The 24,581-nt window shown below is 38.2% G+C and carries 24 protein-coding genes; 17 read left to right on the plus strand and 7 right to left on the minus strand.

Features of this window, described 5'->3' with window-relative positions; genetic code table 11:
• Positions 1-178: 178 nt before the first annotated feature.
• The gene (gene fabI, locus IGI50_RS07685) at positions 179-934 is read right to left on the minus strand and encodes an enoyl-ACP reductase FabI (protein WP_218257286.1); all 756 of its coding nucleotides are present in this window, start codon (positions 932-934) and stop codon (positions 179-181) included.
• 162 nt (positions 935-1,096) lie between these two features.
• Between fabI and fabZ the strand changes: the two genes are divergently transcribed.
• Positions 1,097-1,546: a 3-hydroxyacyl-ACP dehydratase FabZ gene (gene fabZ, locus IGI50_RS07690; RefSeq protein WP_311854818.1), complete on the plus strand. Its 450-nt coding sequence runs from the start codon at positions 1,097-1,099 to the stop codon at positions 1,544-1,546.
• A 59-nt stretch (positions 1,547-1,605) separates the two neighbouring features.
• Here the strand turns inward: fabZ and IGI50_RS07695 are convergent, their stop codons facing one another.
• Together IGI50_RS07695 and gap are read right to left on the minus strand one after the other, a co-directional pair.
• A complete protein-coding gene (locus IGI50_RS07695; RefSeq protein ID WP_218257287.1) occupies positions 1,606-2,355 on the minus strand; it encodes a peptidylprolyl isomerase in 750 nt (249 codons plus the stop codon).
• Positions 2,356-2,508: 153 nt separating this feature from the next.
• The gene (gene gap, locus IGI50_RS07700; protein ID WP_088932521.1) at positions 2,509-3,519 is read right to left on the minus strand and encodes a type I glyceraldehyde-3-phosphate dehydrogenase; all 1,011 of its coding nucleotides are present in this window, start codon (positions 3,517-3,519) and stop codon (positions 2,509-2,511) included.
• A 245-nt stretch (positions 3,520-3,764) separates the two neighbouring features.
• Here gap and obgE point away from each other — a divergent pair, with 245 nt between their 5' ends.
• The 8 genes from obgE (at position 3,765) to IGI50_RS07740 (ending at position 12,486) form a co-directional block, all read left to right on the plus strand.
• On the plus strand, positions 3,765-5,078 hold the full coding sequence (obgE, locus tag IGI50_RS07705) for a GTPase ObgE (protein ID WP_010744782.1): 1,314 nt from the start codon (positions 3,765-3,767) through the stop codon (positions 5,076-5,078).
• 721 nt (positions 5,079-5,799) lie between these two features.
• Positions 5,800-6,534: a winged helix-turn-helix domain-containing protein gene (locus IGI50_RS07710; RefSeq protein WP_010744783.1), complete on the plus strand. Its 735-nt coding sequence runs from the start codon at positions 5,800-5,802 to the stop codon at positions 6,532-6,534.
• 225 nt (positions 6,535-6,759) lie between these two features.
• The gene (locus IGI50_RS07715; protein ID WP_010744784.1) at positions 6,760-7,305 is read left to right on the plus strand and encodes a DUF456 domain-containing protein; all 546 of its coding nucleotides are present in this window, start codon (positions 6,760-6,762) and stop codon (positions 7,303-7,305) included.
• A gap of 90 nt (positions 7,306-7,395) precedes the next feature.
• Entirely contained in the window at positions 7,396-8,319 is a 924-nt protein-coding gene (rnz, locus tag IGI50_RS07720; protein WP_010744785.1) for a ribonuclease Z, read from the plus strand.
• Positions 8,320-8,363: 44 nt separating this feature from the next.
• A complete protein-coding gene (locus IGI50_RS07725) occupies positions 8,364-9,152 on the plus strand; it encodes an SDR family NAD(P)-dependent oxidoreductase (protein ID WP_438776646.1) in 789 nt (262 codons plus the stop codon).
• Positions 9,153-9,160: 8 nt separating this feature from the next.
• Positions 9,161-9,589: a LapA family protein gene (locus IGI50_RS07730; protein WP_218257290.1), complete on the plus strand. Its 429-nt coding sequence runs from the start codon at positions 9,161-9,163 to the stop codon at positions 9,587-9,589.
• 90 nt (positions 9,590-9,679) lie between these two features.
• Positions 9,680-11,959: a single-stranded-DNA-specific exonuclease RecJ gene (gene recJ, locus IGI50_RS07735; protein WP_438776647.1), complete on the plus strand. Its 2,280-nt coding sequence runs from the start codon at positions 9,680-9,682 to the stop codon at positions 11,957-11,959.
• 14 nt (positions 11,960-11,973) lie between these two features.
• Positions 11,974-12,486: an adenine phosphoribosyltransferase gene (locus IGI50_RS07740; protein ID WP_218257292.1), complete on the plus strand. Its 513-nt coding sequence runs from the start codon at positions 11,974-11,976 to the stop codon at positions 12,484-12,486.
• Positions 12,487-12,659: 173 nt separating this feature from the next.
• Here IGI50_RS07740 and IGI50_RS07745 read toward each other — a convergent pair whose 3' ends face one another.
• Together IGI50_RS07745 and lexA are read right to left on the minus strand one after the other, a co-directional pair.
• Positions 12,660-12,926, minus strand: coding sequence for a hypothetical protein (locus IGI50_RS07745; protein WP_010744790.1), 267 nt, complete (start codon positions 12,924-12,926; stop codon positions 12,660-12,662).
• A 102-nt stretch (positions 12,927-13,028) separates the two neighbouring features.
• A complete protein-coding gene (gene lexA, locus IGI50_RS07750) occupies positions 13,029-13,652 on the minus strand; it encodes a transcriptional repressor LexA (protein WP_010744791.1) in 624 nt (207 codons plus the stop codon).
• Between the two features lie 132 nt (positions 13,653-13,784).
• On the opposite strand from lexA, the gene IGI50_RS07755 reads away from it, so the two are divergent.
• The 7 genes from IGI50_RS07755 (at position 13,785) to nth (ending at position 20,981) form a co-directional block, all read left to right on the plus strand.
• Complete coding sequence (locus tag IGI50_RS07755) at positions 13,785-14,027, plus strand: DUF896 family protein (protein ID WP_010744792.1); 243 nt, start codon at positions 13,785-13,787, stop codon at positions 14,025-14,027.
• Between the two features lie 92 nt (positions 14,028-14,119).
• The gene (gene tkt, locus IGI50_RS07760; protein WP_218257294.1) at positions 14,120-16,114 is read left to right on the plus strand and encodes a transketolase; all 1,995 of its coding nucleotides are present in this window, start codon (positions 14,120-14,122) and stop codon (positions 16,112-16,114) included.
• 99 nt (positions 16,115-16,213) lie between these two features.
• Positions 16,214-16,897 carry a helix-turn-helix domain-containing protein gene (locus IGI50_RS07765; RefSeq protein WP_010745472.1) on the plus strand — a complete coding sequence of 228 codons (684 nt, stop codon included), beginning with the start codon at positions 16,214-16,216 and terminating at the stop codon, positions 16,895-16,897.
• A complete protein-coding gene (locus IGI50_RS07770; RefSeq protein ID WP_438777579.1) occupies positions 16,876-17,796 on the plus strand; it encodes an IS3 family transposase in 921 nt (306 codons plus the stop codon). Before IGI50_RS07765 ends, IGI50_RS07770 begins: the two co-directional genes overlap by 22 nt.
• A gap of 371 nt (positions 17,797-18,167) precedes the next feature.
• On the plus strand, positions 18,168-19,511 hold the full coding sequence (locus IGI50_RS07775) for an FAD-dependent oxidoreductase (protein ID WP_438776648.1): 1,344 nt from the start codon (positions 18,168-18,170) through the stop codon (positions 19,509-19,511).
• Between the two features lie 113 nt (positions 19,512-19,624).
• On the plus strand, positions 19,625-20,335 hold the full coding sequence (locus IGI50_RS07780; RefSeq protein ID WP_218257295.1) for a DnaD domain protein: 711 nt from the start codon (positions 19,625-19,627) through the stop codon (positions 20,333-20,335).
• The gene (gene nth, locus IGI50_RS07785) at positions 20,328-20,981 is read left to right on the plus strand and encodes an endonuclease III (protein WP_438776649.1); all 654 of its coding nucleotides are present in this window, start codon (positions 20,328-20,330) and stop codon (positions 20,979-20,981) included. Before IGI50_RS07780 ends, nth begins: the two co-directional genes overlap by 8 nt.
• Positions 20,982-20,996: 15 nt before the next feature.
• Here the strand turns inward: nth and IGI50_RS07790 are convergent, their stop codons facing one another.
• Both IGI50_RS07790 and recU read right to left on the minus strand, forming a co-directional pair.
• Positions 20,997-23,309 carry a PBP1A family penicillin-binding protein gene (locus tag IGI50_RS07790; protein ID WP_438776650.1) on the minus strand — a complete coding sequence of 771 codons (2,313 nt, stop codon included), beginning with the start codon at positions 23,307-23,309 and terminating at the stop codon, positions 20,997-20,999.
• A 4-nt stretch (positions 23,310-23,313) separates the two neighbouring features.
• A complete protein-coding gene (recU, locus tag IGI50_RS07795; protein ID WP_218255450.1) occupies positions 23,314-23,919 on the minus strand; it encodes a Holliday junction resolvase RecU in 606 nt (201 codons plus the stop codon).
• A gap of 80 nt (positions 23,920-23,999) precedes the next feature.
• Between recU and IGI50_RS07800 the strand changes: the two genes are divergently transcribed.
• Positions 24,000-24,557 carry a DUF1273 domain-containing protein gene (locus IGI50_RS07800; protein ID WP_218255451.1) on the plus strand — a complete coding sequence of 186 codons (558 nt, stop codon included), beginning with the start codon at positions 24,000-24,002 and terminating at the stop codon, positions 24,555-24,557.
• Positions 24,558-24,581: the final 24 nt, after the last annotated feature.

A 24,581-nucleotide genomic window follows, 5' to 3' on the forward strand; every position in this document is an offset into this window, starting at 1 on the left:
GCACATTCACTACGTAAGAAGTACGATTAAATCCCCAGTAAAGCGTCTCTTTTTTGCGATTTTAATGGGGATATTGGAAATATTTTAACCTAACAAAAAAGCTGTCCATTATGCATAATGGGCAGCTTTTTGTTAAGTCATGGAATATCAGTGTTCAAAAACAATGAGTCGCAAGCTATTAGCTTAGATGAACCCCTTTGTCAACGTAGATAACATCACCGATAATACCTGTGGCTAATGGGCTTAGTAAGAAAGCACATGAATTTCCAACTTCTTCAATGGTTACCGCAACTTTATCGGGCGTGCGTTCTTCAGATAAATTCAAAAGTGATTGATAGTCCTTTACACCTGTTACTGCTAAAGTTTTGATGGCTCCAGCAGATATCGCATTGACACGAATGTTTTTAGGAGCTAGCTCAGTCGCTAAATAACGAACTTCGGCTTCTAGAGCAGCTTTTGCAATTCCCATCATATTGTAATTAGGAATAGAACGTTCAGATCCCATATAAGTCATAGTCACGATGCTGCCGCCGTCAGTCATTAAAGGCGCCGCATATTTTGAAACCGCTAGTAAAGAGTATGCACTGATATCTTGTGCTAACTGGAAGCCGTCACGAGTAATCTCAGTTACATTCCCAGATAATTCTTCTTTGTTAGCGAAGGCGATAGAGTGCACCAATCCATCAATTGAACCAAATTTTTCTTTGATAGAATCAAAGGCAGCTTCGATCTTTTCATCGCTAGCTACATCAAGCTCAAACATGTTGGCATCTTCACCAACTAACTTCACTAAATTTTTCTTCATGCGATCATTTTGATATGTGTAGATGATTTCTGCGCCTTGATCGGTGATAGCTTTTGCACATCCCCAAGCAATACTTTTTTTATTGGCTACGCCTGTTACGATTATTTTCTTTCCAGATAAAATAGACATTAAATGACACACTCCTAAATAATATAAAAAATAATATGCTCTCATTATGTTGGAAAAAGCTTTGATTGTCAAACTATTTTTTTGAATATTTGCATAGACCTTGATTAAACTGTAAGAATATGATAGTTTGATAATCAAATAAAATATTCATAGAGGTGCAAAATGGAGAAAATTATGACTGTCGAAGAAATAATGGATGCGATTCCAAATCGCTTTCCCATTTATTATTTAGATGCTGTTACAGAGTTCGAGGATGAAAAACATATCACCGCCGTCAAAAATTTGACGATGAACGAAGACTTTTTCCAGGGATATTTTCCAGGGGAGCCAATAATGCCAGGAACCTTGATTGTTGAAGCGTTAGCTCAAGCAGGATCCTTGCTAATTTTAAAATCAGCGGCTTTTGAGGGGAAAACTGCCTACATTGGCGGTATCAACAATGCAAAATTTTTAGAATTTGTTCGACCAGGAGATACGCTATTTTTGAACTTTGATATTCAAAAAGTGAAGGGACCAGTAGGCACTGCTAAAGCATGGGCAACAGTGGAGGATAAAGTGGTAACTGAATGTGAATTCACTTTTATTGTGGGAGATAAGGAACAGAAAAAATAGAAATTACAAAGAAAGAACCAAAAGCTCTAAATGAAGAGTTTTTGGTTCTTTTGCTACTACTATTTTTTAGGTTCTTGCAAAACTTTTACTTCTGTTACTTTGACAGGGTTCACTGGTGTAGATTTCTCACCAGAATCACTATCTTTGACCTCACCATTTGCGATTTTATCAACAACGTCCATGCCTTCAATTACTTGACCAAAGACTGTATACTCGCCATCTAATTGAGGGGCGCCGCCTTTTTTGTATTGCTCAATGATTTTTTCTGGATAATATTGAATCGCTAAGCCATCACTAACATCTTCATTATTGGTTACAATGAAGAATTGGCTCCCATTGCTGTTTCGAGATTCTGCACGTGCCATGGAAAGTGCGCCACGAATATTATAGAGCTGTTTTGAATCTTCTGTCTTGAATCCTTTTTTCCAAATACTTTCTCCACCGGTGCCATCCCCTTTAGGATCGCCACCTTGAATCATGAAGTCTTTAATCACACGATGGAAGGGGGTATCCTTATAGTAGCCGTCCTTTGCGTGCTTCACGAAATTTTCTACCGCTTTTGGCGCTTGCTTAGGGAAAAGCTTGATTTTAACATTTCCTTCAGTTGTTACAAGTTCCACCAAATACTCATCATCAGTTACTTTGTCATTTAGCTGAGGGAGCTCCAGTTTGTTTAAGTCTACACTAGATTCAGTAGTTTTTGCGGCACTGTCCTTTGTATCTTTCGTAGAGTTATCGCTTCCGCAAGCTGCGAGTAAGCCGATTGATAAAGCAAGAGTTGCACCAATCATTAATTTTTTGAATTGCATAGTATTCTCCTTTTGAACTTATTATCATTCTTATGATAACAAACTTTTAACTCACTTCCTATAAAAAATCAGTGACTTTTGCTTCAAAAATTTTATCAAATAAGGGCAATAAAAAAGGAGATCTAAAAGATCTCCTAAAAATTGAGCAAACTTTTATAAGTTAGCAAATTTTTCTAATAAGCGAATCATTTGGCAAGTAAAACCATATTCGTTATCATACCAAGCAACTGTTTTAACCAATTGGTAGTCGCCCGCTGAAGTTACTTCAGTTTGAGTTGGGTCAAAGATTGAACCTTGAGTTGTACCGATAACATCACCAGAAACGATTTCACGATCATCATAACCAAATGATGGGTTATCAACGGTGTGTTTTTTGATTGCTTCGTTTACTTGGTCTGCAGTTACTTTAGTTTTAAGTACAGAAACCAATTCAGTCAATGAACCATCAACAACAGGAACACGTTGAGCATGACCTTGTAATTTTCCATTCAATTCTGGAATTACTAAGCCGATTGCTTTAGCAGCACCAGTTGAATGAGGAATAGTGTTGTCTGCAGCAGAACGTGCAGCACGTAGATTTCCGCCTTTAACTGGTCCATCAAGTAACATTTGAGTAGATGTGTATGCGTGAACAGTTGTCATTGTACCAACTTCAATCCCAAATTCTTCATTTAAGAAATAAGCCATAGGTGCTAAACAGTTTGTTGTACAAGAACCAGCAGAAATAATTTTATCATTTGAATCTAGAGTATCATCATTTACGTTATAAACGATTGTTTTCATTTGTCCAGCAGGAGCTGAAATAACGACGCGTTTTACACCAGCATCTAAGTGAGCTTGTGCTTTTTCTTCAGATGTATAGAAACCAGTACATTCTAGTACGATGTCAACACCGTTTTCTTTTACCCAAGGGATTTTGCTTGCATCTGGTTCAGCATATACACGAGTTTTTTCGCCGTCAACAACGATTGAATCTTCTGTTGCAGTAACTGTTCCAGGGTATGTGCCATGTGTTGAATCAAATTGTAATAATTGTGCCAACATTGTAGGACTTGTTAAATCGTTGATTGCTACTACTTCAATATCGTCAGACACTTCTTTGATTCGACGGAAAGCCAAACGACCAATACGTCCAAATCCATTAATACCTACTTTTACTGTCATAACCAAAAGTTCCTCCTTTTTATATCAAGCAAAGCTTGACGCCTTACATTTTTTATTGTGCAACGCATCAAAATTTTTGTCAAAAGATAATACTTGGAAGCAAAAAAACGCGAGAATTCAATAATTTTTTTAAGCTTCTATCAATAAGAATGGACTTTTTCGTTCAATCTAGCTACAATATACAAGACTTTGTTTAGTGTGGAGATTCAGTAGTCAATAATATATAGAGATAAGGAGGACACCAAATGTCCATGTTTTTAGATCAAGTAACCATTGATGTCAAAGCCGGTAAAGGCGGGGATGGGATGGTCGCCTTTCGTCGAGAAAAATATGTTCCAGATGGCGGCCCTGCAGGCGGTGATGGCGGCCGCGGCGGCGATGTCATTTTAGTCGTTGATGAAGGACTGCGTACATTAATGGATTTCCGTTATAATCGCCATTTCAGAGCAACTCCAGGTGAAAATGGAATGAGTAAAGGAATGCACGGTCGAGGTGCAGAAGATACTTATGTGAGCGTGCCGCCGGGGACTACTGTTCGCGACGCCGACACAGGAGCTTTGATCGGTGATTTAATTGAAAACGGTCAAGAGTTGATTGTTGCACACGGTGGAAGAGGAGGAAGAGGAAATACTCGTTTTGCCTCCCCTCGGAACCCTGCGCCTGAGTTAGCCGAAAACGGCGAACCCGGACAAGAGCGAAATATAGAATTAGAATTGAAGGTTTTAGCGGATGTCGGATTAGTTGGTTTTCCATCTGTTGGAAAGTCAACCATCCTTTCTGTGATTTCATCTGCACGTCCTAAAATCGGCGCCTATCACTTTACCACATTAGTTCCTAACTTAGGGATGGTTACTACCAGTGATGGTCGCAGCTTTGCAGCGGCCGACTTACCCGGCTTGATTGAAGGAGCCTCTCAGGGCGTTGGTTTAGGTACGCAATTCTTACGCCATATCGAACGTACGAGAGTCATTCTACATGTAATCGATATGAGTGGAATGGAAGGCAGAGATCCTTATGAAGATTATCAAGCAATCAATAAGGAGTTAAGCACACACAATTTACGTTTATTGGAACGTCCACAAATTATTGTTGCGAATAAAATGGACATGCCCAACGCAGAAGATAATCTGAAAGAGTTCAAGGAACAGCTTAAGAAGGATAAGGAAGATGAATTCGCGGAGGATATTCCAGTTTTTGCTATCTCAGCCATTACAAAACAGGGATTAGACAATTTACTGAACGCGACGGCTGACTTATTAGAAGTTACACCAGAATTTTTATTATATGATGAAGAAGTTGAAGAAGATACTGTAAATTATGGATTCCAATCCAATGAACCAGAGTTTACTATTACTCGCGAACCAGATGCTACTTGGGTATTAAGCGGAGAGAAATTAGAAAAACTCTTCAAAATGACGAACTTTGATCATGATGAAACAGTTATGCGTTTTGCGCGTCAACTTCGTTCCATGGGAGTGGACGAAGCTCTACGTGCTCGTGGAGCTAAGGATGGAGACCTTGTCCGCATAGATAAATTTGAATTCGAGTTTGTTGACTAAGTATTCAGAAACAATACTAATAACTTATAAAAGTGCTGCAAGTCATTTTGCAGTACTTTTTTGTGTGCTGAAAATAAAATGAAAGTGTTTTTAATTATCGATAATTGACGTGTTTCTCGAAAATCCGGGATAAAGGTTTGCTAAAATATTAATTTATTTTTAAGAGAAATTTTTGATTGAAGAATTTTGACAAGTTAAAAAAACATAATTCGAAATTCTTGATAATAAATCGGTGTTATTTTTACTGTTATTTATCTATATTTTTTCACAAACATTTTACGAACTATTTCGACACTATCTCGATTTGAAAATAGTTAAAAAATTTAATTGAATTTTTCATGAATTATATTGAACAGAAAATGAAAGTTAGGTATACAGGGATGAAAACGATACTCATCTTACGTTATCAATTTATTTTGTTAATAAAGCCCCTAAAAAAATACGAATGTTATATGTTCTAAATTTTTATGAATGATTGAAAAAAGTGTTGTTTAAAAATAATAATTGAATTATTTTATCTAGGAAAAGTTTTTTTAACCCAAAAATTTTATCAATAATTCTAATTGTGAGTGGTGAAATATAAGCTTTTCGGTAGCGCTCGAGTGAATGGCAGTGTAAACTAACAGTGTAAGAAGTAATAATTATATTGTTAATTAATAAAACTTTCCTTACGCAATTTGTCGGAAACTTATTTTTAATAATAAAAAAGGGGAATAATGTGATGCAAGTATTAATTTTAACGCACAATATCTTAGTTGAGAGACCTTTAGTTGAAAAACTACAACGATTAAACATTGAAGTTTTAAGTTCAGCTAAATTACTAACGATGCTCCAAGCAAAACAAGTGCCATTAGAAGTAATGAACTTTTTTGATGTATTAATCGTTAGTGAAACAATTTCTGATCAGGAACTAACTGTCATTCTTGAAGAAGTTGGCGAGAAGTTCACGATTATCCGTGAAACTGATCGGATGCCTCAAAAAGAGGAGAAATCAGAATGGGAATCACAAGGCGTTGATGAGTGGTTACTTGAAGACGAAACACTTAGCGGGTTAAGAGAGAAACTTGCTGAGAAAACGTTAAAGGAATCTGTTTATTCAATTGGTTTTGGAATGAGAACTCAAAAAGAAGAAAGCGAAAAGGAAAAACGTCCGATCCCATTATGGAATTTGACTCGTTCAGAACGTGAGATGTTAAGTACTTTAATCTCTACTAAAGAAGCTCCAATTAGCCGAAATGATTTAGCTGTTAAAATTTGGGGTGATAGTGATTCAGCAAGTCACATGACACGTCTATCTACTATAATTAAACATTTGCGGAATAAACTGAAAATTGATGGTGTAGAATACGATGTTATTCGTACAAATTGGGGCGAAGGATATCAATTATCCAAAGTATTCTTTGATCACTATGTAGTTGATGATCGTATTATGGAAGAAATTAAAACTGGAAATTAGTTTTACAGTGAATGAAAACAGGTATCCTCCTTTGTTTCCAAAAGAGGGTACTTGTTTTTTTCTATTGTTAATCAATGAATTTATAGATAAAAACCAAAAGTTCAACTGAGCTTATTGAAGTAATGTTGTTTACATAATTTAATTATGCGGATAAAACTCGTTCTGTTTTCCAAAACCCTTATTTATTGCTAAACTAAAGTCAAAAGAATAAGGGAGCGATTTTAAATGGAAAAACGAGTAATCATTATGAATTTTGATGTAGAGTCCAAGGCGTACGAGGCGTTTTCTAAGGCTAAACGTCTTCATATGAACAAGTCTTTTAAAGGCGAACAAATGGCAGTAGTCCATCATTCAGATGACGGTGAACACAAATTTGAAATTGAAGACTTTTTAGACTTTACTGGCAGCAACAAAAGTTCAACGGGTGGGTTGATCGGTATGATGGTTGGAATACTTGGCGGCCCCATCGGTATTTTGCTCGGCTGGTTTACCGGCGGAATGATCGGAGCTACTCAAGACGCGAAAGAAGTTCGAGAAGCTACGGGAGTATTTGAATTTTTGATAGATAAAATTGGTGAAGGTGATACCGCCTTATTGTTAATCGCTGAGGAAGAAGATAATCGCCCTTTAAATCAATTAATTATGATGGAATTAGGCGGCGAGATCACACGTTTGGAATACGAAGAAGTTGAAGCTGAAGTGAAAAAGACTCAAGAAATGGCGAAAGCATCAAAAGAAAAGGCTGAGAAGGAAGATAATTCTGAAAACTAATCGGTTCGAATGAGTTTTTTCCTATTTAGATTGCGGAAAGCTAGACTTTCTTCTAGAATAATAATAGTTTGATAGAAAGTCAGGAGAAATATGGAACTAGAATTTTTAGGGACAGGCGCAGGTGTGCCTGCGAAACATCGAAATGTCAGCAGTCTTGCATTGAAATTGCTAGATGAGCGAAATGCCATTTGGTTATTTGACTGCGGCGAGGGAACTCAAATGCAAATTTTACGAACAAACATTAAACCTCGAAAAATAGAAAAGATCTTTATTTCTCATTTACATGGGGATCACATTTTTGGTTTGCCTGGATTATTAAGTAGTCGCTCCTTCCAAGGTGGCGAGGAACCGATTATTATATACGGTCCTGCTGGTTTAGAAAATTATGTGCGTACATCCTTACAGGTAACAAAGACTCATCTGGCTTATCCGTTAGAATTTGTCGAGTTGAAAGAGGGCGTAATTTTCAAAGATAAGCAATTTACCGTGGAGTGCATGTTACTGGATCATGGAATTGAAAGCTTTGGTTTTCGTGTAACAGAAGCAGATCACGAAGGCATGCTTCAGGTAGACAAACTTGCTGAATTAGGCATTCCTGCTGGTCCAATATACGGAAAATTGAAACAAGGCCAAACCGTCACATTGGCAGATGGCCGGACGATAAACGGAAAAGATTTTGTTGGTGAAAGTAAACACGGACGAGTGGTCACTATTTTTGGTGATACTCGGTTTACAGCTAGATCTAGCGAATTTGCGAAAAACAGTGATGTGGTTGTTCACGAGAGCACCTTTAATAAAAATGAAGCAAAACTCGCACGCGCGTACTTCCATTCAACAACGCAGCAGGCAGCATCAATTGCGAAAGAAGCAAAGGCAAGAAAACTTATGTTGACGCATATTTCTGCAAGGTATCTTGCGAAGGAAGCAAAGGAATTGGAAGCCGAAGCACAGGAGATTTTTCCCAATACGCAGCTTGCGCGAGATTTCGACATCATTGATATTCCATTTTCATAGCTTTTAAAATTTTTACCCAATTTATAAAGAAAGAAGGTTAACTCATGGATTTAACAGATAAAGTTGTCGTTGTGACCGGTGGCTCAGCCGGTTTAGGCGAACAGATTTGTTACGAAGCAGCAAAACGTGGTGCAATCGTCGTTACTTGTGCACGTCGGATTAACTTAATTGGCCAAGTAAAGGAACATTGTAGTGAATTAAGCGGTAAGGCTGCATATGCCTTTCAATTAGATATCTCAGATCCAGATAGTGTAGAATCAGTGATTGAAAAAATCTCAGATGAAGTCGGTGAAGTGGATGTTTTAGTGAACAACGCTGGTTTTGGTATGTTCGAAAACTTCGTAGATTTTGACTTAGAGATAGCGAAAAATATGTTTAATGTCAATGTTTTAGGTATAATGTACTTTACTCAAAAAATTGCGATCGCCATGGTGAATAATAAACAAGGACACATTTTTAATGTCGCATCAATGGCTGGGAAGATGGCGACTCCTAAATCAACGGTTTACTCGGCAACGAAATTTGCGGTTCTTGGCTTTTCTAATGCTTTACGTTTAGAATTGCGTCCGGCAAACGTTTTTGTCACAACAATCAACCCTGGGCCAATTGCAACAGAATTTTTTGATAAAGCAGATCCAAGCGGAAGTTATTTAGAAAACCTAGGTGGAATTGTCCTAGACCCGCATAAGCTGGCAAAGACAATCGTCAACAAAATGGGGAAACCGACTCGTGAAATCAATCGTCCACTAATAATGGAAGGAGCAAGTCGCTTTTATGGGTTGTTCCCGCAAATTGGGGATTTTTTAGCGGGTGGATTATTTAATAGGAAGTAGGAAGGCATATGAAAAAACAATGGAAAGTACTACTAGGATTTATTTTAGTTTTGCTGATTGTGATCTTTGCCCTTTCTAATAGTCAGGAAGTTCCGGTTAATTTCTTGATTAAAAAAATCTATTTATCATTAGTTTTAGTCATTATCGGCTCTGCTTTGATTGGAGCTTTGGTTGTTCTATTAACTTCTGGTGCTACCTTATTTCAACAGCGCAAGGAAATCAAACAGCTTAAAGAAACAATTCAGGGGTATGAAACGAACAATGAACAAAAGTTAGAAGAAGAAAAAGCGGCTTATCAGCGAGAAAAAGAAAACGAGATAGCTGTGCTAAAGGCTAACTACGAAAGCTTACTGAAAGATAAAGATCAAGCATTAGCGGCAATGGAGAATGGACAGTCAGACAAAAAAAACAATCCACCAATTGATTACTATGATTGAGAAAGAAGACTTTAGTTGCGAAACTAAGGTCTTCTTCTCTTTCTTGTCTGATTTTTTTTTGCTATACTGATACGGTTGGGAAGTGATACAGTGAAAAAATCAAGCTTCGATTGGCAGTTCAGAGAATCTAGTTCAATTGATTCAACTTTTAAAGCGGAACTAGCGAATCAAGGATACAGTGAGACATTTGCTGAACTATTATGGAATCGAGATATACATACGTTAGAAGCTTTCAAGCAGTTGATGAAGGCAAATATCGATGATCTACATGATCCTTTTTTAATGCATGATATGGATAAGGCCGTTGATCGGATTCAGATTGCGATTATGGAAGGACAGCCTATTTTAATATATGGTGATTATGATGCAGACGGAATCACCAGCACTTCGATCATGTTAGAAACCTTAGAAATGATTGGCGCAAACGTTCAATATGTTTTGCCGAATCGTTTTATTCATGGTTATGGGCCGAACAAAGAGCTTTTTGCTGAAAAAATTAATGAAGGTATCCAGTTAATTGTCACTGTCGATAATGGAGTGGCTGGAAACGAAGCTATTGAATTTGCTAATTCTCAAGGGGTTGACGTAATTGTTACGGATCATCATGAGATGCCGCCAGTTTTACCAGATGCTTATTGTATTATCCATCCTCGCCATCCAGAAGGCAGTTATCCCTTTGGTGAACTAGCTGGAGCAGGTGTGGCCTTCAAGTTAGCTACGGCTCTATTAGAAGAAGTTCCTTTAGAAATGCTGGATTTAGTCACTATAGGTACTGTCGCCGATTTAGTTTCAATGACTGGAGAAAATCGGAATTTAGTAAAATTAGGACTGCAGGCAATCAAGCAAACACAACGTTTAGGTTTACTAGAATTATTAAAAGTCAGTTCTGTTGATTTACAGAAAGTTGATGAAACGAGTATTGGTTTCAGTTTGGGCCCACGATTAAATGCGATCGGTCGATTAGGAGACCCAAATCCAGCAGTAGAGTTGATGACTACCTTTGATGATGAAGTCGCCCAAAACTTAGCTGAAAAATTAAATAAAATCAATGAAGACCGTAAAACGATAGTCCAAGAAACTACTGCTGAGGCTATCGCCTTAGTCAATCCTGATGATGCTGTCCATTTAATTGCAAAAGAGGGCTGGAATCCAGGTGTTTTAGGAATCGTTGCCGGAAACATTCTAAAGCAAACGGGACGTCCGACAATTGTTCTGTCTATCGATGAAAACGGTGTAGCAAAAGGTTCTGGTAGAAGTATTGATGCGTTGGATCTATTCAGCATGTTAAACACGATGCGTTCTGAATTCACTCATTTTGGCGGTCATGCTGCTGCAGTAGGATTAACTATGCCATCAGAAAACATAGATACCTTAAGAAAAATGATGAATGATTACATCGCTGCACAGAAAATCGATTTGACCAAGGGGTCTGTTTTGTTGATTGATAAGTCTTTAGCATTATCAGAAATCAATCTGAAATTCGTTGAAGAATTGAAGAAACTAGCTCCTTTCGGAACCGATAATCCAGCGCCTAATTTTTTAGTGGAGGGGCATGTAGATTCTTTTAAACAAATCGGCAGTGAACAACAGCACGTCAAATTTTCATTGAAGAATGAAGAGAGTCAATTAGATGCTATCGGATTTGGTTTTGGCAAGGACAGTGAAGAAATTCAACAACCAGATACACGCTTTATCGGTGACTTAGAGATCAATGAATGGAATGGTAAGAAGAAAGTACAGCTTCGTTTGATTGATTTTGCTTCTGAAGGACTTCAAGTGATTGATCGTCGAGCAAAATATACCTGGAATGAAAGAATAGAAAACGGTCGAATTCTGTATTTGGCCTTCCAATCAACTAGTCAGAAATTTTTCTCCAAAGAATTACAGGAGTCGATTACTTTATATAATCCAGCAATCCAATGGTCAAATTATGATCAACTAGTTGTATTAGATTGTCCTGACCATAAGGAACTATTAAAAGAAATTTCAACTACCGGAAATTTTGAACGAATCTATCTTTATTTATATAGTCCAGATGATGCGTATTTGAATGGCTTGCCTACTCGTGATCAATTTACTAAGCTATATAAATTCTTTATGAAGCAGCCGCGTGTAGACATTCGATTTAAATTGAAATTTGTTTCGAATTATTTAAGAATTCCAGAAAAATTATTAGTATTCATGATTCACGTGTTTTCTGAGTTGAAATTTGTTACAATAGACGACGGCGTTTTACAAATGGTCGAGTCTCCACAGACACGTGCATTTGAAGAGAGTGAGATTTATCAAAGTCGTATCTCTCGTATTGATAGTGAAGAATTTTTACTGATGAATGATATTCAAACAATTAGAAATTGGCTGAAAAGCTAGGAGGAACAACCAAAATGAATTTGAAAGATTATATTGCCAGTATTCCGGATTATCCAAAAGAAGGAATCATTTTCCGCGACATTTCGCCATTAATGGCTGATGGTGAAGCGTACCGTGAAGCTACTAAACAAATTGTTAACTATGCAAAAGAAAAACAAATCGATATGGTCGTGGGTCCAGAGGCACGTGGATTTATCGTGGGCTGTCCAGTTGCTTTTGAATTGGGCTTAGGTTTCGCTCCTGTCCGTAAACCAGGAAAATTGCCTCGCGAAGTAATTGAAGTCGAATATGAGAAAGAGTATGGCACCGATACCTTAACAATCCACAGTGATGCGATCAAGCCTGGTCAGCGTGTATTAATAACAGATGACTTATTAGCTACTGGTGGTACAATTAAGGCGACAATCGAATTAGTTGAAAAACTTGGGGGAATTGTTGTTGGTTGTGCTTTCTTGATCGAGTTGGAAGAGTTGCGTGGACGAGATAAAATTAAAGGATACGATATTTTAACCTTAATGGACTACTAATAATCAGAAAAATAGGTTATTCCAGAAGTAATTTCTGCAATAACCTATTTTTGGAAGAAGTGGGTATGACAAACATCTTGTCATATCCACTTCTTTTAATAGTTCTATAAACCAAATGAACTGTGTTTTACCAAAAAAAGCTGTTAGATCTCTCTAGCAGCTCGTATAGTAAGTTAAGCAGACTTATGATAATGATGGTCATAAGTCACATAATAAAAATCTTCAGCAGGTTCTTTATAATAGATGTCTTCTTCAGTATCTTCTTCATCAGAGTAACGTTCAGCATAGTGTTGTGCATATTTGCGCTCATCCCATAACATAAACCAAACGAGGAACAAACCAGAAAAAATGACGATCGTAGCTAAAGAACCTAACTTACCAATCAATAATCCTAGTAACAATACAGCGATAATCAAACCAAATCTTCTTACTGCTTTCATCAATAATCACTCCTAATAAATACGCGAACGTGTGTTTGTATATTCATTATACGAATGTTTGTTCGATTTGTAAAGAAAAAAATAATCGGAAATGAATTCCGATTAATAAATATGATTGCGGTACAAGCCAACGACTTTTCCAAGTATGGATACATTGTCAAAAATTAACGGCGCTAACTCATCATTTTCAGGTTGTAAACGGATATGATCCGATTCCCGATAGAATCTTTTACAGGTCGCTTCATTCTCGTCAGTCATCGCTATCACGATCTCACCATTTGTCGCTGTCGATTGCTTTCTGACAATTACATGATCCCCATCATAAATTCCAGCGTTGATCATACTTTCACCGCGAATTGTCAGCATAAACAAGCTGCCTTCTTCGCTAGATAGATCCGGAGGAACCGGGAAGAAATCTGATGCTTCTTCAACAGCTAATATAGGTTCACCTGCAGTAACGACTCCCAACATTGGAATAACCTGAGGTGTCGCTCCGATTTTCTCTAATCCTGTAATGGTTAATTCGATTGCTCTTGGTTTTGTTGGGTCTCGTTGAATCCAACCCTTTTTTTCTAATCTGGATAAATGGCCATGAACAGTAGATGTAGATGAAAGATTCACAGCTTCTCCAATTTCTCTAACAGTGGGTGGGTAACCTTTATCTTCAACGCGTTCATGAATGAAACGTAAAACTTCTAGTTGTTTTGTTTCCGTTCGTTTTGCCAATGCCCGCACCTTCTTTCGTTTTTTTTAGTGTAGCATAGTTATTGCAACAAATCAAACAAGCGTTCGCATTTGTTTGTGCTTTCAACTTATTTTTTTTTATGTATAATTAAAGAGGGAAAAGAGGTGCTTAAGATGATTAATGATGAAACAATTGCACGGATCAACGAATTAGCTAAGAAAAAGAAAACAGTGGGCTTAACTGATGCAGAGGCACACGAACAGAAGGTTCTTCGCGAAGAATACATTTCTTCATTCCGTAGTGGCATGCGACATCATATTGAAGGGATGAAGGTTGTCGATCCAGAGGGAAACGATGTAACCCCCGAGAAATTAAAAGAGATTCAAAAGAAAAAAGGATTGCACAACAGAAAGTAAATCTTTTGTTGTTAAGTGATTGAAAAGTCAAAATAAATCGGTTACAATGAATCTGTAATTAAAGTATTTATGACCAAAAAGGAGGAAGTAATTTGTTCGACAATATCGATCAACTAGGTGTAAACACAATCAGAACGTTAAGTATTGAGGCAATCCAAAAAGCAAACTCAGGTCATCCAGGGTTACCAATGGGTGCGGCACCGATGGCCTATGCTTTATGGACTAAACATTTGAATGTTAATCCAGCGACTTCATTAAACTGGCCAAACCGCGACCGTTTTATTTTATCGGCAGGTCATGGGTCTGCAATGCTGTACAGCTTGTTACACCTTGCAGGCTATCAGGTAACGATTGATGATTTGAAAAATTTCCGTCAATGGGAAAGTAAAACACCAGGACACCCAGAATTTCATCATACTGATGGGGTTGAAGCAACTTCAGGTCCTTTAGGTCAAGGTATCTCAACTTCTGTCGGAATGGCAATGGCCGAAGCACACTTGGCTGCGACATACAACCGTGACAGCTTTAACGTTGTGGATCACTACACCTACGCACTATGTGGCGATGGGGACTTAATGGAAGGCGTTTCCGGCGAAGCAAGTTCAATGGCAGGTCACATGAAGCTTGGCAAATTAATCGTTTTATATGATTCAAATGATATTTCTTTGGATGGCCCTACTTCAAAGGCATTCACTGAAAATGTTGGTGCACGCTACGAAGCTTATGGTTGGCAACATATCTTAGTAAAAGACGGCAATGATTTAGAAGCCATCTCAAAAGCAATTGACGAAGCAAAAGCTGAAACTGAGAAACCTACATTAATCGAAATTAAAACAGTCATTGGTTTTGGTTCACCTAAAGAAGGGACTTCTGCAGTCCACGGAGCTCCTCTCGGTCAAGAAGGAATTGACGTGGCAAAAACTGTTTATGGCTGGGAATATCCTGACTTTACTGTTCCTGAAGATGTTGCCAAACGTTTCAAAGAGCAAATCAATGATAAGGGCGCGAAATCAGAAGCAGAATGGGATGCGATGTTCGAAAATTACGAAAAAGCTCATCCTGAGTTAGCGAAGCAATTTAAAATGGCCTTTGCAGGCGATTTACCTAAAGACTGGGAAAAAGCTTTGCCAGTTTACGAAGAAGGTACAGCTCAAGCGAGTCGCGTGTCAAGTAAAGATGCAATTCAGGCAATTGCAAAAGCAGTTCCAAACATTTGGGGCGGATCAGCTGACTTGTCTGGTTCAAACAACACGACAATTGCTGATGAAGCTGAATTCCAACCTGAATCTTATGAAGGTCGCAATATTTGGTTTGGTGTTCGTGAATTTGCAATGGCAAGTGCTATGAACGGTATTCATTTACATGGTGGTACCCGTGTATACGGCGGAACATTCTTCGTCTTTACCGACTACCTTCGCCCTGCCGTTAGAATGTCAGCGATTCAAGGATTACCAGTTATTTATGTATTGACGCATGATTCTGTTGCTGTTGGGGAGGATGGCCCAACACATGAGCCAATCGAACAATTGGCTAGTGTTCGTTGCATGCCAAATGTCCAAGTCATTCGTCCTGCTGATGGTAATGAAACTTCTGCAGCATGGATTCAAGCATTAGAAACAAAAAATAAACCTACTATCTTAGTTTTAAGTCGTCAAAACTTACCAGTCTTGCCAAACAGCAAAGAAATGGCTAAAGATGGAGTCGCTAAAGGTGGCTATGTCATATCTAAAGCTGAATCAAACACACCGGATGGTATTTTGATCGCAACGGGCTCTGAAGTAAATCTAGCTGTTCAAGCACAAAAAGAATTAAAGGCTCAAGGGAAAGATGTTTCTGTAGTTTCTCTTCCAAGCTTTGATCTATTCGAAGCACAAGATGAAGCGTACAAGGAATCCGTTTTACCAAAAGCAGTAACAAAACGCGTAGCAATTGAAGCTGCTTCGCCATTTGGCTGGGAACGTTACATTGGCTCAGAAGGTAAAATGATCGGAATCAATCATTTCGGAGCCTCTGCACCTGGTGATTACGTACTAGAACAGTTCGGTTTCACTGTTGAAAATGTTGTAAACACATTTAACGAACTATAATCATTTTTTTCATTTAAAATGAAAAAGCTGAACAGAATTTGATATGCTACCCCTAACTAGGACAAAGAAATAATTAAGTCCTAGTTAGGGGTATTTATTATGGGAAAAAGACAGATGAAACTTACTGTGGAAAAACGAGTACAGTTTGTTAAGCAGTATTTGAATGGAGAACGAGGATCAGCTCGAACCGCTAAAGAAGCTGGAATTAGTTCCACTACGTTGAAACGATGGTGCGCAATTTATGAAAACGAAGGTCCTGCTGGGTTGATTGCCACAAGAAAGAATAAGGGATATTCAAAGGAACTAAAACTTGAAGCCGTTCTTGATTATCTGAATGGCTCAGACAGCCTATTGAGAGTAGCTAAAAGATACGAATTAAGAAGTACAACTCAACTTCGAGACTGGATTAAGAGATATAATACTCATGGAGACTTCAAATCAGAAAGTGGTGGAAGCAACGTGAGACAAACAAAAAAATTCAGTTTGGAAGAACGTGTAGAAATGGTCCTGTATTGTATCGCAAATGACTATGATTACAGCGGGACCGCAGTCAAATACCAAGTGAAATATGCCAATCTCTACAATTGGGTAAAGCGTTACGAAAAAAAAGGCAAGGCCGGTTTAGAAGATCGTCGTGGACAACGAAAAGCCAAACAAGAAAGTCGCACCCCAGAGGAAGACGCGCAAATCAGAATCGCTCAACTCGAAGAACAAGTAAAATACCAACAGATGGAGATCGACCTGTTAAAAAAAGTAAAGGAATTAGAAAGAAGGGATCGCTAGGACAAGTCAGAAAAGTAGTTGCTTACGAAGCAATCAAAGAACTTCACGAAGAAAAAGCCTATGCCATCTTACCCATGTGTAAAATCATGAGTGTCACTCGTTCGGCTTATTTGCGGTGGATCGAACATCCCTATAGTGAACGGACGCTAGAAAACATGGAATTGGCGAAAGTTATACGGATCATTCATAATGAACATCCTGAAAAAGGGTATCGCGGGATTAATAATGACTTGCTTCGAGAACACGATATTCATGTCAATGACAAACGCGTGTTGCGTATCTGCCGACATGAAGGGATTCAGTCGACCATCAAACACTCTGCCAACAGTATTACAAAAGGAGCGAATCATCCCTACCACACCGCCGAAAACATTTTAGATCGTAAGTTTACTGCCGAAGCGCCGAATCAAAAATGGCTAACGGATGTAACGGAATTCAAATATTATGAGGGACCAGAAATCCACAAGGTTTATTTAAGCGCGATTTTAGACCTCTATGATCGTCGGATTGTTTCTTACGTCATTAGTGATACCAATGACCTGAATATTGCCTTTGATACCTTCGATCAAGCAATCGAAACAGAACCTGATGCTCACCCGCTCTTTCATAGCGATCGTGGATTCCAATATACGCATCAGAATTTTTATAACAGAATCATTGAAGCTCAAATGACGCAAAGCATGTCTCGTGTTGGAAAATGTATCGATAATGGTCCGATGGAAGGGTTTTGGGGAATGATCAAACGAGAAAAATATTACGGCAAGAAATTTACGAGTCGTACAGAGCTAGTCACGATGATTGCGAATTATATGGACTATTACAACAATGGGCGCTATCAACGGAAATTGCATGTGTTGACACCGATGGAGTATCACAATCTGTATTACGAAGCAGCCTAATCATTCGTGCGTTTCAAACATAAAACGCCCTTTGTTTTGTGTTTGAAACGCATGACCAACCAAGCGGCAGCGCGGTAGTTGTTTCTTAAAAAAGTTAAAAACTACTCTTCAAGAAGCGAAGAGTAGTTCTAAAAATTATTCATTATTTCATTGTCCTATTGACGGGTAGCCCACCAATTTCTGTTCAGCTTTTTTTCTTTATCTGACTGGCTTTTAAAGTATTTTTTACTAACTGCGCTTACATAATTTCTCTTAGGAAGATAAAAATGTTTATTCGTGAGCAAATTTATTTAGACAGAATTTGAATTCTGTTATACTGTCCTTGTGCAAAAGATTGCAAACAAAAATTATTAAATGAAAGAGGGACAATGATGAAAGTAGTAGTAGTAGGATGTACACATGCCGGCACTGCAGCCGTTAAAAATATTTTAGCAAACCACCCAGATGCAGAGGTTACTGTATTTGAGCGGAACGATAATATTTCTTTCTTATCTTGTGGAATCGCTTTATATGTCGGAGGAGTAGTGAAGGATCCAGCAGGATTGTTTTACTCAAATCCTGAAGAATTAACCTCTCTAGGTGCAAAAGTGAACATGGAACACGATGTAACAAATATTGATACAGATGCTAAAAAAGTAACAGCTAAGGATTTAAAAACAAACGAAGAAAAAATAGTTGATTATGATAAATTAGTAGTAACAACAGGTTCTTGGCCAATTATTCCGCCAATCAAAGGAATTGAATCCAAAAATGTATTGCTATGTAAAAACTACAACCAGGCAAATGTCATCATTGAGCAAGCAAAGGATGCTAAAAAAGTAGTAGTAGTAGGTGGAGGATATATCGGAATTGAATTAGTCGAGGCTTTTGCTGAATCCGGTAAACAAGTAACCTTGATTGATGGTCTATCTAGAATTTTGAATAAATACTTGGACGAACCCTTCACAAATCTTTTAGAAAAAGAATTAGTTGATCGGGGTGTAACATTAGCATTGGGTGAGAACGTCAATGAATTTGTTGCTGACGAATCTGGAGTGGTGACAAAAGTAGTGACAGCAAGTCAGGAGTTTGATGCAGATATGGTCATTTTATGTGTCGGCTTCAGACCAAATACAGATTTATTGAAGGATAAGGTTGATATGCTGCCAAGCGGCGCAATCAAAGTGAACGAATACATGCAATCAAGCAATCCTGATATTTTCTCTGCTGGAGACTCTACGGTTGTTCATTACAATCCAACAGGACAAGAACAATATATTCCATTAGCAACAAACGCTGTGCGTCAAGGGATGCTAGTTGGACAAAATCTAGTTGAACAAAAAATGAAGTATCGTGGAACACAAGGAACATCCGGGCTATATCTATTTGGTTGGACGATTGGTTCAACTGGATTGACAAAAGAAAGTGCTGCATTAAATGGAATTGATGCAAATGTGACTGTCATTGAAGACAACTATCGTCCAGAATTTATGCCAACGACTGAAAAAGTCTTAATGGAGATTGTCTCTGAAAAGGAAACAAACAAAATTTTAGGTGCACAGTTCCTTTCTAAATACGATATTACACAATCAGCGAATACATTGTCAGTAGCTATCCAAAATGGCATGACCTTGGAAGACCTAGCATTACAAGATTTCTTCTTCCAACCACACTTCGATCGTCCATGGAACTACTTAAATATCTTAGCTCAAGCAGCCTTAGCAGAAGCAGAATAACCCATAACAGGGAGGGGAACCTTCCTGTTTTTTTGTTTCTTTATAATTCGTTTTCCAGGATTGGACTTCTTTTTTTTTTAGTGTAAACTAAAAATGGGAACGGAGGATTTAAAATGATTTCATTAGAGGAATATTTAGCAGGAGGAGAAACGACCATCTCAAATCTGCTCTTAAAAAATTATACAAAACTTGGTTTAGATACAAACGAATTTATGCTCTGGCTTCAGCTTCATGCTGCACATCAAGCAGGAGAAGACTTTCCGGATTTAACAATAATCGCTAAAAATATGGGTAATACCATTGAAAAAATTTATGGTGTGTTAAATAGCTTGGTTGAAAAAGAGTTTGTCACCCTTGAAACAGCTTTGGACGAATCTGGAAAGCAAAGTGATCGTTATAATTTGATGCCAGCATATGAAAAATTAAACATACTAAAAGAACAAGAGCGTTTTGAAGCGGAGGAGAAGAATGATTTGGCCGCACAAAAGAAAATGTTGCGTTCTTTCGAGCAGGAGTTTGGCCGACCATTGTCACCCATTGAATACCAAAAAATTGGTTATTGGTTGAATGAGGATCATTACTCGCCATCATTGATTGAGTTGGCATTACAAGAAGCTGTTTTAAATCAGGCGTATAATTTTAAATATATCGAAACAGTCTTACAAAGTTGGGAGAAAAAAAATATTCGATCAAAAGTGCAGGTGGAAGAGGAACAGCGCCGAAGAAAACAAATTTTACTTCAAAAGGAAGAACAAAATCATTCTGAAGAACTTCCTAAAGTGTCTTTGTATAACTGGTTAGAAGGGAAAGATCCAGATGCTTAGCAAAGAGAAAACAATGGAAGCCATGTCAAGAATGTACGAAATGTTTCCCGATGCGGTGGGAGAGCTCCATTCTGAATCACCTTTTCAATTATTAATTGCAGTCATTTTAAGTGCGCAAGCAACAGATGTTTCTGTGAACAAAGCGACACCGGCACTATTTGCGGCCTATCCGACACCTGAAGCTTTGGCTCATGCACCTATTGAAGAAATTATTGCGAAGATTAGAACAATTGGTTTGTATCGGAACAAGGCAAAAAACATTAAGGCTTGTGCACAGATGCTGTTAGATAATTACGGCGGCGTTGTTCCTGATTCTCGCGAAGAGTTAATTAAGCTGCCTGGGGTTGGCCGTAAGACCGCCAATGTAGTGCTTGGGGATGCGTTTGGTGTACCTGCCATAGCTGTGGATACCCATGTAGAACGAGTAACTAAGCGTTTACGGATATGTAAATTAAGCGCTTCTGTAACGGAAGTAGAAGCCACATTAATGCGGAAAATACCAAAAGACTTATGGGTTAAAAGTCATCACACACTCATTTTCTTCGGACGTTATCACTGCACCGCACGCGCACCTAAATGCGAAATTTGTCCGTTATTAGATATGTGCCAAGATGGGAAAGAGAGATTAAAGGCCACTCGAAAATAATTCGAGTGGCCTTTTTTAATTACCAGAACTAGGCTGTAAATTTCGTTGTGCCTGTGCCGTGTCAGGTTGATTAGCACTTGATGACGGCTGTGATGGTTGCTGTTCAGCAGACGAAGACGGTGTTGGTGTAGGATCAGGTGCAGAACTTGTTGGTGCTTCGCTGCTGCTTGCTGGTGGAACCACTGTTGATGACTCCGATGCACTGGTTTCAGATTCAACACTACTGCTTTGAGTAGTCGTTTCGCTGGAATAGCTGTTGTTATTGTAATAAGAACCTTGGACAGAATAGCTAGGTTGTACTGGAACGGAAGACGCTCCTTTTACATAGAGTTCATTTCCAATTCTTAGAACATCATTTGGCATAACCCAATCTTCATTTGAAACATTTTCTGAGGCATAGCTCATCATTTCGCGATAAACATCTTGGGCGATAGTTTCAGATTGAGTGGTGATTGGTGTCATTCTATTATCATAGCCGGCCCAAATTGATAATGAATAATGAGGTGTATAGCCAGTAAACATTACATCTGGAGAAATTGATCCAGAATGAGGGATTTTGGCTAGTTCATCATCTGTATAGTTTGAAGTCCCAGTTTTCCCAGCTTGAAACAAGTTCGGAATTTGAGCCTTGTATCCAGTTCCCTTAGTAATCACATCTTTCAAAATGTCAGTAATCATATAGGCCGTATAAGGTTCCATGGCTTTTTTACCTTCATTTTCAAATGTTTGTTCAGAACCATCTTGGTATTTAATCTTGTTAATATAAAGCGGTTCGTTATAAGTACCGCCATTAGCAAAGGCTGCATAGGCAGCAGCCATTTTTTCAGTAGAGATACCATATTTGGTACCATCCTGCGCTTCAGTATTACTTGATATGGCATTAGCTTGCTGAATATCTTTGTATTGTATATTCAACTTTTTCAAAAATTTTGATACATTTTCAGGACCAACCTCGTTATAGAGCTTCACGGCAGGCACATTCCTTGAGTCATACAACGCTTGACGCAGTGTAATATTTCCTTGGTAACTGTTGTCCCAGTTTTTGACCTCTGTTTTCGTACCTTCATAATAGTAAGGTTTATCATCGATCCGGTCACCTGTAGACTTTTGCAAGTATTCAAAGGCAGGTCCGTAATCGGTAATTGGTTTAACTGTCGAACCAAAATCACGATTGGTATTTACTGCTCGGTTCATCCCCAAGTAGACATCGTCTGCGATATTGCGACCACCAATTTGAGCAGTCACATTTCCAGTTTTACTATCAACGAGTGTTGCTGCAATTTGTAACTCTTCATCCGGGTATTGAACATATTCATCACCATTTACGATCGAGTAAAGACGATTTTGAGCATCCGTATCTAAATTCGTGTAAATATCTAAACCGTCGGTGTAAACATTCTTCCCTGTTTTATCTTCTACTTGAGCAATAACTTCTTTGACATAATTATCGGCAACTTTTCGTTCCTGATTGTCAGATTCCAATGGTAGTAAACCTTGATCAATCGGTTCTTTTGTTGCTTTATCATATTCGTCTTGAGTAATCTTCTTATTATTTAACATCGTGTAAAGCACTGTATCTCGTCGATCTTTCGCCGCTTCAGGATGTTTATAAGGATCATATGAATTGGGTGCTTGCGGCATGCCAGCTAACAAGGCGGTCTGAGCGATAGTTAAATGCTGAAGTTCTTTTCCGAAATAGGTTTCAGCAGCAGTTTCCATCCCGTAGAGGCCATTTGCCATATAAACTTTATTAATATAGTAAGTAAGGATTTCTTGTTTCGAGTGTTTTTTCTCAAGCTGTATTGCTAACCAGGCTTCTTGTGCTTTTCGCCTTAGTGTTTGATCTGAAGCTTTTGTTGAGAAGAACGAAAGCTTTACAAGTTGTTGCGTCAACGTACTACCGCCTTGAAGTCCGCCTTTATTCGTAATATTGTGGAATAACGAACCCATGATTCGAACTGGATCAACGCCGTTGTGTTTAAAGAAGCGTCGGTCTTCCACTGAAACAATCGCATCATCTAATTCCTGCGGTATTTTAGTGGCGCTGACTTTTTCGCGTTTCTCAGCACCTAAATCCTCAAAAATATTGCCATCCTTGTCATATAGTTTTGAAGATACTGTTGCGTCCAATTTCTTTTCGCTTAAAGTTGGCGCATCTTTCACGTAGAAGAAGAAGACGCCGATGCCCGTTAGTAAAGCTACACAAAGTAACCCCACAATTGCAATCGCGATTTTCAACCCAATATGGCGATTTTTTGTCTTCTTTGATGCAGGTTTTTTTCCTTGTGCAGTTCGCATTTTCTTTTGCGAACGTGAGGGATTAGCCATTTGATTAACTCCTTTTTTCAAGATATTGTTCCACCGCTGCTAAGTAAGGGATTCTTGGGGCAATTTGCGGTGTGATCTCGATACCAACTGTTTCTATTACTGTAAGTGGTATTGATTTTTTGCCGTTCTCTTGCTCGTTCCAATAGTTTACCAGTTCTTGAGCAGAAAGAAAAAAGCAACGATTCAAGCTTGAAAACCATAGCAAAACAAAACAAATCGCCTCTTGCTTTATGCATTGCTGCATGTGAGTGATTTGATGCTGATGGAAATTTTTCAGCGGAAATGAGGTTTTGTTTTTCGTTTCCTTCGCTTCAAAATCTAGATAGTATCCGCGATAAACGCCATTGTAATCAGTAGTAGAAGGCTGTCTAAAATAGGCCTCTTTAATGACTGCCGCACTTCGTTTGGGATAGTCGACCTTAACAATCTGAAGCGGCGTTGGCTTTTTATGGACAACTGCCTTATCATGAGTTAAGTAGTATTCGTTGCTTTGATTAATTGCTTCTTCAAAGCGCATCCCGCGATTCGCAAACGTCGTCTCCTTTTTTAATGTACGTTCTCGTGGATTTTTTTGTGAAAACAACTGACCGTTAGGGTAATGAAAGGTCATTTTTATCACACTCCTGCTAGCTATTATAGCAAATTTTTTCGAAAGATATTTTATTTTTAAGTGAAAGTAAGGAAAATGCAATGAATGAAACAATAGAGCGATTATACGTAACAGGATATCAAAGCTATGAATTGGGAATATTCAATGAGAAAGATCCAAAGGTACAAGTCATTAAGAATGTTTTAAAACGAGAACTGATTGCGTTAATTGAAAACGGTCTGGAATGGGTGATGATTAGCGGCAGTCTTGGCACAGAGATTTGGACAGGGCAAATCGTCAATGAACTCAAACAGGACTATTCTCAGATAAAATTAGCCATTATTTTTCCCTTTGAAGGATTCGGAAGTAATTGGAAAGAACACAATCAATTATTTTTGAATGAGCTGGTACAAACGGCTGATTTCGTTGATTCTGTCAGTCATCACCCGTATCAAAATCCAATACAATTTAAAAATCATGTAAACTTTCTGCTTCAGCATACGGACGCAGCGCTTATCGTTTATGATACAGAGTATCCTGGTAAAACCAAATTTTTTCTAAAGGATGTAGAGAAATTTCAGGAGAGAAATTCTTATGATTTACTTACGATCACGATGGATGATTTAGAAAATTCCTCATACTTTGGGGATAGTGTTTGATTTCCTTTGGTATATCAGCTAGAA

The sequence above is a fragment of the Enterococcus sp. DIV0170 genome, from assembly GCF_051710765.1.
Lineage (GTDB): Bacteria > Bacillota > Bacilli > Lactobacillales > Enterococcaceae > Enterococcus_A > Enterococcus_A raffinosus.